Origin of the sequence: Sinosporangium siamense, from assembly GCF_016863435.1 — a bacterium.
GTDB lineage: Bacteria > Actinomycetota > Actinomycetes > Streptosporangiales > Streptosporangiaceae > Sinosporangium > Sinosporangium siamense.
Map to the genome: position 1 here is coordinate 24363 of NZ_BOOW01000058.1, position 12433 is coordinate 36795.

Genomic DNA, 12433 nt, shown 5'->3' on the forward strand with positions numbered 1-12433 from the left:
GATTATGCGGGCAGGCGGACCCACCGCGGAGTTTTTCCGGACCGCTTTATGCGATTCTCCCGACGAGGAAAAGAGATTGCCACCCACATAAATGCACGCCAAGAGGAAGGCTCGTTTTCCTATGGCTGTGCCGTACCCGCCGGTCAGAGAAGGCGGCTGAGGGTGGCGCCGCTGAGGCGTTTGACGTCGTGAGACAGGTGGGCCTGGTCGGCGTAGCCCGCGGTGATCGCGACCTCGGCGAAGGGGGTGCCGGCGCGGGCCAGGCGGAGGGCGTGCTGGAAGCGGACGACGCGTTGCAGGGTCTTGGGCGCGTAGCCGAAGCCGGCGACGCTGCGGCGGTGCAGCTGGCGTTCGCTGAGGCCGAGGTCCGCGGCGACGCCGGCGACCGAGTGGCCCGCGACCAGGGCGGCCACGATCGCGGGGGCGGCGGTGTCTGGAGGCGGGGTTTCCCGGATGCGGGTGCCGACGGCCGAGCGCAGGGCGCGCAGGTGGCCCGCGGGCGGGGCCTCGGGCACGCGGAAGACGGTAAGGTCGGCGACGGGGACGCGCCGGTCGCGCAGGTCGGAGAGCGGCACGCCGAAGAGGTCGCCGACGGCGCCGGGTTTGAAGCGCAGGCCGGTGAAGGTGTCGCCGATCGTCATCTTGGTGGCGACGGGCCCGGTGTCGGGACCGGCGACGAACGGGCCTTCGGGGCCCCAGATCAGGTCGACACACCCGTCTGGCACCACGAGCTGGGCACCGTCGTCCTCGCCGACCTGCCGCCAGAAGCAGGCGACGCGGTCGGCAAGGTCCGAGGTGGGGGCATGTTCGGCGTACATGCCCCCAGGCTATTGAGGCATACCGACAAATCGGTCAGGTGACGTCGAGCCTGCCGTACGCCTTGAGTGTCTTGAGCCTCGCCATCGTGAGGTAGCCGCCCCACTCGTGCTCGACGACCGGGGTCCACATGGGCCAGTTCGCGCTCCAACCGCCCTCATCGGACTGGGAGGCGGCCAACGCGTCGAGGTGACGGTCTAGAACCTCCTGCTCGAACAGCGGCAGCCGGAGCGGCACGGGCGCGTAGTCCAGCGGGAAGTGGGCATCACCCCCCGCGTCGGGATCAAACGTCACGGTCGCCAGGATCGCCTCCCGCAGCCGGGCGAACTCCGCCTCCGCGCGTTCCCGGTCGGGCACCAGGTTGAGGAAGGTGACGGCGGCTCTTGCCTCGTAGGGCGTGGTCTCCTTGATGTCGGCGACCGCGGACCAGCAGAACTCGGTGGCGGGCCCCAGCCACGGGTGAGCGATCCCGTGCTTGTGGAGAAGCGCTGCGATGGGGCCCGTGATCAGGAGGTTGCCCGGCGGGTCGTCGGGCGCCTCCTCCCACCAGAAGGCCCTCGGGGTCGATCTCGCACTTGGCAGCACCCACGGCACCCCGCCGTCCTTGGCGGTGATGCCGAGCAGATAGTCGCAGGCCGCGCGCACCCTGGCGATGTTGAGCTCGCCGAGTTCGTCGAGGATCCAGAACGCCATCGACACCGGCTCCGGCTGGCTGGCCGACCCGCGCAGGTCGGGCTCCAAGGCGTTGCCGTATCCCCCGTCGGGGTTCTGGTAGACGCTCAGCAGGTCGAGCACCCGCTCACGGGAGCCGCCGGCGAACATCGCCTCGAACCTGAGCCGGTCGATCAACCGTCCGTGCAGGTGAAGGTAGTTCTCGGCGCGGGAAAGTGTGTTCATGGAGCGCAGGTTACGCGCTCAAGCGGCCGCGGTCTTGTAAGGATCGGACACGAGCCGGCCCGGCACGCTCCACTCCTTAGGTGCTCGCCGCCCTCATCACAGGCGCTCGCATGCGTGTACGGCGGAGCCGGGTTGGCTGGCTTCGCCGTACGTAGCGGGTGGATCTGGACGGCGGCTATACGTGGGTATAGTCTGCTATCTACTGAAACAGTTCAATATACGGGTGGATAGGATCATCTTTGGCAGCCGTACCAGACCCTCAGGACCTCACCGCGCGGGCTCGCATCAGGGAGGCGGCGTTGCGGCACTTCGGTGAGGAGGGGTTCGAGCGGGCGACGATTCGTGCCATCGCGGAGACCGCCGATGTGTCGCCCGGTCTGGTGCGCCATCACTTCGGGTCCAAGGACGGGCTGCGTGAGGCGTGCGACGAGCAGTTGGTCAAACTGCTCCGGCACGTCGAGCGTGAGGCGCACACCTACCGTGCCGGCGACCTCGGCCGCATCCACAGGGCACGTGCGGAGCTGGCGCCCTACTGGCCGTACATGGCGCGGGCGCTGGCGGAGGGCCGGGCGGCGCCGTTGTTCGACGAGATGGTGCGGTTGAGCGAGTTGTGGCTCGAAGAGCTCGACGCCAGCAGTGACGCCGAGCCGCTGGCCGACCGCAGGAGCCGTGCCGTCGTCGCCACCGCGATGTCGTTGTCGATCGTGGTGCTGCGGCAGCACGTGTCCCGTGCGCTCGGGGTCGAGATGCCGGGTGCCGACGCGGATCTGCTGATCTCCAAGGCCATGTTCGACTTCTACTCGCGCCCCTTGATCGGCCCCGAGGACGCGGCCCGCCTCGCCGCCGCCCTCGACCGGCTCGGCGGCGGCGCGTCACCGCGATCGGATCCACCCGCCTAGGAGCGACTCAGGAAGGAGCGCGATGACCACACCAGGAGCCCCGGCTCCAGCTCCACTCCCCACCACGTTTCCCATGGCACGTCCCCCCGGCTGTCCGTTCGACCCGCCGGAGGAGCTCGCGCGGCTGCGCGGCGAGCGTCCCATCACCCCCATGACCTACCCCGACGGCCATGTCGGCTGGCTCGTGACCAGCCACACGCTGGCCCGCGCGGTGCTGGCGGACCGGCGGTTCAGCCGGCGGCCCGACCTCACGCACAACCCGATCATCAAGATCGACGACCGGAAACCCGCACCGCCCGGGGCCTTCAACGCGATGGATCCCCCGGAGCACACGCATTACCGGCACCTGCTCACCGGCCAGTTCACCGTGCGCAGAATGCGCAGGCTCACCGGCAGGCTGGAGGAGATCACCGCCGACCGTCTGGACGCGATGGAACGGCACGGCCCGCCGGTGGACCTGGTCGAGGCATACACGCTGCCTGTGCCGGCATTGATGATCTGCGAGCTGCTGGGCGTGCCGCGAGAGGTGCAGGAGCCGTTCCAGCGCAATATGTCGCTGGTGCTGAACTTGAAGACCGACAGGGCGCGGGCGGCGGCGGCCGTCGGTGAGCTGATGGAGTCCATGCTCGGCCTGGTGTCGGCCAAACGGGCTCATCCCACCGATGACCTGCTCGGCGGCCTGGTGACCGACACCGACCTCAGCGACGCTGAGCTGACCACTATCGCCACGGTCCTCGTGGGCGCCGGGTTCGAGACCACCGCCAACATGCTGGCCCTCGGCGTGTTCGCGCTGATGCGCCACCCCGACCGGATCAGCCGCCTGCGCGCCGGCGGGGACAGCACCGCCAAGGCCGTCGAGGAGCTGCTGCGCTACCTCAGCATCATCCCCGCCACCGTTCGCACCGCCCTCGAAGACCTCGAACTCGGCGGGGTGACCGTCAAAGCAGGCCAGACGGTCACCCTCTCGCTCCCCGCCGCCAACCGCGACCCGCTGCAGTTCGCCGATCCCGACACGCTCGACCTGACCAGGCCGGCGACCGGCCACGTGGCCTTCGGGCACGGCATCCACCAGTGCCTCGGGCAGCAACTCGCCCGCGTCGAGATGCAGGTCGGTTCCAGGCCCTGTTCACGCGATTCCCGGCACTGCGCCTCGCCGTACCCGCCGAGGAGGTGCCGCTGCGCGACGACATGCTCATCTACGGCGTGCACCGGCTGCCCGTCACCTGGGACTGACGCACCAGCGGTCACACCCGTTTTCTGCGTGCCGCACGATGGCACGCGCCGGAACCGGCCTTAGGCTCCCCCCATGACAGGGGAAATGCACGATCTGGTGCTGGCGGGCGCACGAGTCCTCGATCCGGAGACCGGCCACGACGCGGTCGCGAACGTCGGCGTGACCGGCACGACGATCACCGCGGTGTCCCCGGACCCGCTTCAGGGGCGGGTGACGCTCGACGTGTCCGGGCTTGTCCTCGCGCCCGGCTGGATCGACCTGCACAGCCACTCCCACACCATCGCCGGCCACCGTCTCCAGGCTCTCGACGGCGTCACCACCGTCCTCGACCTGGAGGCGGGCGTCGCACCGGTCGCCGAGGCATATGCCGAGGCCGCCGCCGAGGGCCGCCCGCTCAACTACGGTTTCTCGGCCGCCTGGGCCCAGGCCCGGATGACCGCCGTGGGCGGGCTGCCGCCGGGCGGCGGTCTCGACGCGGCGCTCGGCCACCTCGGCGACCCCGCCTGGCGGCGCGAGGCCACCCCGCGCCAGCTCGACGCGCTATATGAGCTGATCCGGGCTGATCTCGCCGCCGGGGCCCTCGGCATCGGCCTGCTCATCGGCTACGCCCCGCGTGTGGCCCCCGAGGAATACCTCGCGGTGGCCGGGATCGCGGCCGAGGCGGGCGTGCCGACCTACACCCACGCCCGCGACCTGGTCGAACAGAGCCCCGACACCCCGATCGACGGCGCTGAGGAGGTGCTGCGGGCCGCGGCGGCCACCGGCGCGCACATGCATTACTGCCACATCAACAGCACGTCCCTCCGCCAGGTCGACCGGGTGCTCCGGCTGGTCGACAAGTTCCGCGCCGACGGCGCACGAGTGTCGACCGAGGCATACCCCTACGGCGCGGGCATGACGGGCATCAGCGCCGCCTTCCTCGCCCCCGAACTCCTGCCCAGGATGGGCATCGGGCCGACGTCGATCGTCTACGCCCCCACCGGCGAGCGCGTCGCCGACGCGACACGGCTGCTCGAACTGCGCGCCACCGACCCCGGCGCCCTGGCGATCATCCACTTCTTCGACGAGAACATCCCCGCCGACCTGGCCGTCCTCGACCGCGCGCTGCTCAGCGAGGACACCGTCATCGGCTCCGACGCCATGCCGCTGACCTGGACGGGCGGCGAACGTCCCGACCCGCTGACCTGGCCGCTGCCCCCGTCCGTCGTCACCCATCCCCGCACGGCGGGCACATTCTCCAAGGTCCTGCGCCGTTATGTCCGGGAGACGGGGGCGTTGTCGCTGATGGAAGCCGTGCGCCGATCCAGCCTGCTCCCGGCGCGCGTGCTGGAGGCGTCGGTGCCGGCCATGCGGCGCAAGGGCCGCGTACAGCCCGGATGCGACGCCGACCTGGTGGTCTTCTCCCCCGGCGAGGTCACCGACCAGGCCACCTACGCCGAAAGCACCCGTCCTTCGACCGGCTACGCGCACGTGCTCGTCGGCGGGCAGCACGTCGTCCGCGACGGCGAACCGATCCTCGACGCCCGCCCGGGCCGCGCCATCCGCCGCTGACGGGGCAGTGCCGTACGGCGTGAGCCAGGGCGGCGCCGTACGTCTACAGCCCGGGCGGTGCCGTAAGGCGAAGCCAGGGCAGTGCCGTACGTCTACCAGCCAGGGCGGCGCCGTACGGCGAAGCCAGGGCGGCCTAGTGCCCGGACTCCCGGGCGTAGTGGTCGGCGATCTCGTCACTGGTCGTCAGCCACACGTCCGGGTGGTTCACGATGTATTCGAGGGCCTGGTCCAGATATTTGTGGCGGAAGGGCTGGTTGATGACGAAGGGGTGGAGAACCAGTGACATCACCCGGCCGCTGTCTGCCGCGTCGGCGTGGAGCTGGTCGAGCTGGTCCTTCACGATCGCCACGAAGTCCGGGCCGCTCAGGCTTTTACCGACGAAAAGGCTGATGTCGTTGACCTCGATGGAATACGGCACGCTCAGCATGCCCGGCACATTGAGGCGGTAGGGCTGGTCGTCGTTCGCCCAGTCGAGCACGTAGGTCAGGCCCAATTCGGCGAGCAACTCGGGGGTGTGGAAGGTCTCGGTGAGCGCCGGTCCCAGCCAGCCGCGCGGCCTGGCGCCGACGGCCTCCTCAATGGCGCCGACGACGTGGGTCAGATATTCGCGCTCCTCGTCCCTGGTCATGCCGGCCTGGAAAATGGAATTGTTCTTGCCGTGGGCGATCCAGGCCCAGCCGCGCTCTCTTCCCGCCCGGATGATCTGGGGATAGTGCCGGGTGACGTCGGAGTTGAGCATCACGCTCGCCCGTACTCCGTGCCGGTCGAGGCTCTCAAGCAACCGCCAGAATCCCACCCTCGGGCCGTAGTCGCGCCAGCCGTAATTGAGCGGGTCGGGGGCGAACGTCCTTGTGTCGGGGAAGATGCTGGTCGCCGGGCGGTCGACCAGATAATGCTCGATGTTGAGGCCGACGTAGAACGCGATCCTGGCACCGCCCGGCCAGTGGATCGCCTCCCGTTCGACAATGGGGCTGTAGTCGAAAAGCCGGTTGTCCATTCGATACACCTCTCGTCTGCTGCGTTCTCGCGGGACGTGTGTATCCTCAAACCTTCACATCTATGTGATGGTCAACGCGGCGATCTGTGAGGTGGACCACATGCGCATCGGCGAGCTCTCGGCCCGCACCGGCACCCCTCGCCGGCTACTGCGCTATTACGAGGAGCAGCAGCTCATCGTGGCCGACCGCGCCCCGAACGGCTACCGGGAATACGACGAGCGCTTCGTCGACCGCGTGATCCAGATCCGCGGCCTGCTCGACGCCGGGCTGCCGACACGCATCATCAAACAGATCCTCCCCTGCCTCGACAAGCCCCGCACCATCTACTTCCCCGACGCCACCCCCGAGATGATCGCCACCCTTGCGTGCGAACGCGACCGCATGTCCGACCGCATCAGATGCCTGACCCGCAACCGCGACGCCATCGGCGAATACCTCGACGCCGTCCTCGATTACAACCGCCCCCAGGACGCCTGACCCGGGCCTCGGCGCGAAGAGTTTGTCACCAAGGAGGGAACCGTCGGTTGCAGCCCGCCGTACTCTTCACCCGTTCTTGACCGCGTTCCCCTCCCCTGAGCGCCGAAGCCGCATCCCTGCAACCGCTGGAGTACGGCGAAGCCCGGAGAACGGCTCTTTCCCCGAGGTGTGCCAAACCCCGAGCTTGCCTTGAGCAAGCCAGGGAAAAGGCCGCCGGATATCCCGAGATCACCGGTTTACCCTGGAGCGGCATGACCGGGCGATCTCTCGCCGAAGACCGCAATCCACGCATGCCACCCAGGGTGGGGACGGTAAAAAGGATATGTGGTTTCTTGTGGAAGCCAGGGTTTTGCCGCCAGTAGGGAGAGCGGCCGGGAGCCCGTAGCTATGGTGGTGAATGTCATAGCGCCGTCATGACGTGTCCCGGGAACCAGTGCGACGCTCCGTAGAGCTCAAGACCCCGGTCTGGGCTCAACCTCTCAGAGCACGGAGTAGAGCCATGCTGAAGAGAATCCTCGTCACGGCCGCCCTAGCGGTGTCCACACTCACGGTCGGCGCCGCATCCGCCGGCGCGGCAGACTCTCCTTGCACGGCCCCAGCCCAGACCGCGAGCGTGCCGGATAACATCGCCAAGCACAACGGCAAGAGAAAGTGTTATTGGAAAGACAAATACGGCCAGTGGTGCAAGTTCTGCTACAAGTACGGCGACTATCAGCTCGAGTACTGCAAGGACAGAGGCGACTAAGACCCGCTGGTGACCCACTTCGCGCCAACAGCCCCACCGTCCCGTGGAGAAATCCCTCCCGGGAGGGTGGGGCAACGCGACTCTCCTCAGGGATTCTTGGAGAGCGACCCTTCGATTCTTTGATCAAGGAAGTAGTATTGCGTTCCCGCCGGCGTCATAACCTTTGCCGCCGAGTGCCGACCAATGTGCGTCACAACACTCCGGGGACTTCATGCCTGCGATGCTGTATTTTCCGTTGATCAACCCCCCGCTCCCAGTCCTTCACCATGCCGTTCTTTACTGGGATGAGATCGCGACGATCGTCCCGCGGGGTGACTACGAACAGTATCTGAGAACACCGCTCCGGCAGGTCAGAGACGCCGGGTTGTATCGGCCGGTCAACTGCCCTTCCGGCACCGAACGCCGTCTCCGGGACCTCTACTATGAGAACTCCCTCGAGGGTGAGAGCACCCGCAGCAGCCACACGGCAACGGTGTTCGAGGAACTCCGCCGCACCATACCGCTCGACGACCTGTTACCGCCCCGGCAGGACCCGGATCTGTACGGCGAGGACCGGGCTTCCCTGATCCGGCCGGGCAAGCTCCCCACCTCTCTCACTCACGCGTTGCTGGAGGAAGGGCTGGCCCGCCCGCACCATCGCAACAAATGGCACCTTGTCGTTTCCCCGGCCCTGCAGACCTGTCTGCTCGGCATGCAGGCCGAACTCATCACCTCGGCTCATCGCGGCGCGTTGGTCGACTTATCGGCTCGTCCGGTGTCGGCGCTGGTTCCCCACACCGACCACGCACACGTCTGGAGACACATCCATCGGCCCCGGTCGGCCTCGCCGGCGGACGGGCTCCTCATGGAGGTGGGAAGGCTTCTACCGGTTCCCAGCGCGACGGCCGACACCCGCCAGGTGTTGAAGTTCCGGGAGCGATACGGCGACGAACGCCTGCGCATGATGCTCGCTCTCAACCGCCTCGTTCACACGCTTCACCGCGGACCGGGCCACGATGACGCCCTCGACACACTCCGCGACGTCGGCCAGGAAATCCAGGTCGCCCGGCGGGAAATGGAGCAGGCCGGGCGGGCCTCGGGAATGGAGTGGGTGCGCCGGTCACTTTCCGTGGTGGTCGCCGTAGCCGGCGCGGGAGCGGCCTTCGCCATCGAGGATTGGCAGTGGGCCCTTGGGGTCCTCAGCGGCGTCGCGGTGAACATCGCCACCACCCGCACACACATGGGCTGGCATGAGCATCCGTTTGCATATCTTCATCGCGTCGGTAAGGCATTGGACGGCGAAGCGTGATTTCACGCCGGCGGTATCCCCTGATCGGTCCGCCCGTTCGGCGATAATCTATGGCTCGGATTGACCCATTCTGCAGGACGCCTGGAGTTCCGCTCTTCCTGACGGGTGGCCATGCCCCTTCTGTGCGACGCCACGGTGCCGGTAATTGTGTTGCGGAGCCGGTCGGCGTGCGGAGGCCCACCACCGCCATCCGCTGGTGCCGCTCCGCCTGCTCAACCGCCCGACGGTGAAGTGGAGCAGCCTCATCGGGCTGATCACCTTCGGGATGTGCATCACCCTCGCCGGGGTCGCGGTCACGGCACTCCTGCCACGCCGTACCCCGAAAATCCAAGAGAGCGCACTGTGACCGACAAGGACACTAAGACCGCAGCCATCGCCAGGTTCTTCCAGGCATATGCCGCCCAAGATCTGGAGGGAATGAGAGAGGTGCTGACCGACGACATCGAGTGGACCGTCCCCGGCCACCACCCGTTATCCGGCACCAAACGCGGAGTGGAGGAGGTCGCCGCCTTCTTCACCCAGCTCGGCAAGGGCGGCTTCCAGGCCGAGCCGCTGTTCCTGGAGGCCAACGACGAATACGTCGTCGACATCCACCGGGGCTGGACCACCGAAGGCATCGGCAAGGTCGAGACCTTGTGGGCCCTGGTGTGGCATTTCAACGCCGAAGGCAAGGTCGACCGGGTTTTCAACCTGTCGGGCGACCAGCACCAGATGGACGCCTATGTGTGGGACAACTTCACCCTCGCCCCCATCCCCACCCGCCTCGCATAAACCCAAAGCCCCGGACTCGTAAGATCGAGTCCGGGGCTCGGGGCCGCCGCCCCTGCGTGCCCACCCGACGGCAGGATCGCCAGGTGGGCCGACCGGAAGCCGCTCACCGGAGAGTCGTGGCGGCGGGGAGACCCGGAGGCTCAGGGATCAGCACCCCCGAAGCCTCCGGCAAAATGGGCTGCGGATAACACCGCGTAGCCGTACCCCGGCCGGGTCTATCGCACAAGCATCGCGACAATGAGAACCCTCGTCAGCGGGGCGCCAGCTGGTTGAGGAAGAGGTTGAAGGCGTAATCGGGGTTACACGTCAGGCCCTTGATTTTCTTCGATCCAGCCACAGGACCGCGCACGTCGTAGAGGAAGACGCCCGGAGCCTGATCGACGAGAAGTTTCATGGCATCGGTGTAGATCGCCTTGGCCTTGTCCGGGTCGGTCGCGGTGAAGGTCCCCGCCTTGGCGAGCAGGCCGTCGAACTCCTTGTTCTTCCAGTAGCTCAGGTTGAAGAACGGCTCCTCACTGGAGTGGAAGAGGGAGAACAGGTTGTCCGCACCGGCGTCACTGTAGGTCGGCCAATAGAGAACCAGGAAGATGTCCTGGGCCTTGGCCGGGTCGCCCTTGCCGAGCTCCCACTGCTGGTTCCACAGCAGCGGGCTGATCTCGACGTCCACGCCGATCTTCGAGAACGAGTCCTTGATGAGCGGCGCGAAACGCTTCTGCGCCTGGTTTTCCGCCGCATACGTCAGCTTGAGCTTGAGCCCGCTCACCCCGGCCTCGTCCAATAGCGCCTTGGCCTTCGCCAGGTCATAGGTGTAGGTCGGCACATCGGTGCTCCCGGGGAAGACACCCTGCGGCACCGGACCATACGCCTTGGAACCGAACCCCTCACCGCCGACCTTGATGATGTCGTCGTACGGCATGGCGTGCGAAAGCGCCTGACGCACCTTCGGATTGTCGAGCGGCTTGCGCGTGGTGTTGAAGAAGCCCAGATGATTACTGGTCGTGGGGCAGTCATGCACCTCAAGGTTGGGATCGGCCTTGAGCTGGGCCATGTTCTCCAGCGGCGGAGCCGTCGCGATGTCGACCTGTCCCCCTTGCAGCATCTGCTGCTGGGTCACCGCCTCGGGAGTGATGTGCGCGACCACGGTGGGAAAGGCACCCTTCTGCCCCCAGTAGCCGTCGAACCCACGCAGCACAACCTGCTTGCCCGCCTCATACGAGGCCACTTGATATGGCCCTGACCCGCCGTCGCCGGTGCCGCGCTCAAAGTAATTCTGGTCGGCCTTCACCGCGGCCAGAGCCTTCGGGCTGACCATGTAGGCCCCGTGCATCGAGGAGGCGATCAAGTCCATCGGCGCGGCGGACTTCAGCTTGAACACCAAAGTGTGCTCGTCAGGAGCCTCCACGGACTTCAAAGGCGCCCAGATGAACGACGCCCCGGCACGCTCCTTGGCGGCCTCCACAGATGCCTTCGCGGCAGCGGCGTTGAACTTCTCGCCATCGTGGAACGTTACATTCTGCCGCAGCTTGAAGGTCCAGGTCTTCTTGTCGGCACTGGACTCCCAGCTCTCGGCCAGGGCCGGTCGGAACGGCTCCGCCGACCCCGGCGGGTTCTTCCAGAGCAGCGGCTCATACACGTTGGCCATATAGAAGATCTCGCTGGAGAACGACTTCACGGGGTCCCAAGTCGTCACACTCGCGGTCGTCGCCACATTGAGCACACGGGCGGCAGCCGGCTTGGCGCCAGCTCCACCGCCACCGCCACACGCGGCCACCGCTGTGAGAGCTACGGCAAGGAGAGCGGCTGCCGTTCCGCGACGGTTGAGGGGGGTTGGCATAAGTGGCACCTGATGTTCCGGAGACCTGCACGAATCCCTGCATTCTGTCCAACCTGCAAAAATACTGTCCAATACCAACAAGCTCGCCACCCCATGCCTTTGAGGCATAGAGCAGTCGAAGTGCATCTGAGGAGCGGCGCCACCTCCGCTGTTTCCTCGCCGCCGACGACACCGACTCGATCGACCGTCAAGGGCGCCTCACAGGAATGCCCCTCCCCACCAGGAGAGCGATCCGGCGCGACTGCTGGATTACCTCTGAAGGAAAATCAGTCGAATATAAACCTCTCGCATTGACCAGAAATCCTGGTTTGATCGAAACGGACCCGGACGAGATATCGACGACGGCGAGGTCAGCAGCACATGGATGAGTGGGATCTGCTCGGCTTCGAGCACCTGGCCGGACGGCACGCGAACTTCAAGGCGGGCTCACCTGACCTGCCGAGCATCGTCGAGACCATGGCCGTCCTAGGCGAGATCGACTGCCCCGACCTGCCGATCAAGGTCGCCGAGCACCGCTGGCGTACCTATGTCGGTGCGCCAGAAGAATTGAAGTGGCTGAAGGGCGACCGCCTTCTGCACACCGACTACAACCCGGTCAACGTGCTGCTAACCGAGTGGGGTGCTCACCTGCTCGACTGGGCCTGGCCGACCAGGGGCGCCGGATGGATCGACCCGGCCACGCTGATCCTGCGCCTGATCGCGGGAGGGCACACCCCTCAAGCGGCGGAGGATGTGGTCCGCGATCTCCCGGCATGGAAGAGCGCGCCATCCGAAGGGGTTGAGGTGTTCGCTCGCGCCAACGTGCGTGTGTGGGAGGAGATCAGGAGCAATGACTCCTCCCCGTGGATCAAGGCGATGGCACACGCCGCAGGTGCTTGGGCAAAGCACCGGACCTCGTAGATAGACGGGATCGTCCGGTCGCC

12 protein-coding genes and 1 pseudogene are annotated in these 12433 nt (G+C 66.9%); 9 read left to right on the forward strand and 4 right to left on the reverse strand.

Going from position 1 to position 12433, the window contains the following annotated elements; translation table 11 throughout:
• Positions 1–143: 143 nt before the first annotated feature.
• Both Ssi02_RS37060 and Ssi02_RS37065 read right to left on the reverse strand, forming a co-directional pair.
• Positions 144–818 carry a helix-turn-helix transcriptional regulator gene (locus tag Ssi02_RS37060; RefSeq protein WP_204033011.1) on the reverse strand — a complete coding sequence of 225 codons (675 nt, stop codon included), beginning with the start codon at positions 816–818 and terminating at the stop codon, positions 144–146.
• Between the two features lie 34 nt (positions 819–852).
• Positions 853–1713 carry a hypothetical protein gene (locus Ssi02_RS37065; RefSeq protein ID WP_204033013.1) on the reverse strand — a complete coding sequence of 287 codons (861 nt, stop codon included), beginning with the start codon at positions 1711–1713 and terminating at the stop codon, positions 853–855.
• A 239-nt stretch (positions 1714–1952) separates the two neighbouring features.
• On the opposite strand from Ssi02_RS37065, the gene Ssi02_RS37070 reads away from it, so the two are divergent.
• The 3 genes and pseudogenes from Ssi02_RS37070 to Ssi02_RS37080 all read left to right on the forward strand — a co-directional run bounded on the left by Ssi02_RS37070 (position 1953) and on the right by Ssi02_RS37080 (position 5397).
• A complete protein-coding gene (locus tag Ssi02_RS37070; RefSeq protein WP_204033016.1) occupies positions 1953–2612 on the forward strand; it encodes a TetR/AcrR family transcriptional regulator in 660 nt (219 codons plus the stop codon).
• 22 nt (positions 2613–2634) lie between these two features.
• A pseudogene (locus Ssi02_RS37075) lies at positions 2635–3845 on the forward strand (cytochrome P450).
• A 73-nt stretch (positions 3846–3918) separates the two neighbouring features.
• Positions 3919–5397 (forward strand): amidohydrolase family protein, encoded by a 1479-nt coding sequence (locus Ssi02_RS37080; protein WP_204033018.1) that lies wholly within the window; start codon positions 3919–3921, stop codon positions 5395–5397.
• A 133-nt stretch (positions 5398–5530) separates the two neighbouring features.
• Here Ssi02_RS37080 and Ssi02_RS37085 read toward each other — a convergent pair whose 3' ends face one another.
• A complete protein-coding gene (locus Ssi02_RS37085) occupies positions 5531–6394 on the reverse strand; it encodes a polysaccharide deacetylase family protein (RefSeq protein WP_204033021.1) in 864 nt (287 codons plus the stop codon).
• Positions 6395–6494: 100 nt separating this feature from the next.
• On the opposite strand from Ssi02_RS37085, the gene Ssi02_RS37090 reads away from it, so the two are divergent.
• The 5 genes from Ssi02_RS37090 to Ssi02_RS37110 all read left to right on the forward strand — a co-directional run bounded on the left by Ssi02_RS37090 (position 6495) and on the right by Ssi02_RS37110 (position 9676).
• Positions 6495–6872, forward strand: coding sequence for a MerR family transcriptional regulator (locus Ssi02_RS37090; RefSeq protein ID WP_204033023.1), 378 nt, complete (start codon positions 6495–6497; stop codon positions 6870–6872).
• 499 nt (positions 6873–7371) lie between these two features.
• Positions 7372–7617, forward strand: coding sequence for a hypothetical protein (locus Ssi02_RS37095; protein WP_204033025.1), 246 nt, complete (start codon positions 7372–7374; stop codon positions 7615–7617).
• A 211-nt stretch (positions 7618–7828) separates the two neighbouring features.
• Positions 7829–8905, forward strand: a complete 1077-nt coding sequence (locus Ssi02_RS37100) for a hypothetical protein (RefSeq protein ID WP_204033027.1) — start codon at positions 7829–7831, stop codon at positions 8903–8905.
• Between the two features lie 145 nt (positions 8906–9050).
• Positions 9051–9251 carry a hypothetical protein gene (locus Ssi02_RS37105; protein ID WP_204033029.1) on the forward strand — a complete coding sequence of 67 codons (201 nt, stop codon included), beginning with the start codon at positions 9051–9053 and terminating at the stop codon, positions 9249–9251.
• Positions 9248–9676 (forward strand): nuclear transport factor 2 family protein, encoded by a 429-nt coding sequence (locus Ssi02_RS37110; RefSeq protein WP_204033031.1) that lies wholly within the window; start codon positions 9248–9250, stop codon positions 9674–9676. Before Ssi02_RS37105 ends, Ssi02_RS37110 begins: the two co-directional genes overlap by 4 nt.
• 250 nt (positions 9677–9926) lie before the next feature.
• Here Ssi02_RS37110 and Ssi02_RS37115 read toward each other — a convergent pair whose 3' ends face one another.
• Positions 9927–11366, reverse strand: coding sequence for an ABC transporter substrate-binding protein (locus Ssi02_RS37115; protein ID WP_204033033.1), 1440 nt, complete (start codon positions 11364–11366; stop codon positions 9927–9929).
• 504 nt (positions 11367–11870) lie between these two features.
• Here Ssi02_RS37115 and Ssi02_RS37120 point away from each other — a divergent pair.
• The gene (locus tag Ssi02_RS37120) at positions 11871–12410 is read left to right on the forward strand and encodes a hypothetical protein (RefSeq protein ID WP_204033035.1); all 540 of its coding nucleotides are present in this window, start codon (positions 11871–11873) and stop codon (positions 12408–12410) included.
• Positions 12411–12433 lie beyond the last annotated feature (23 nt).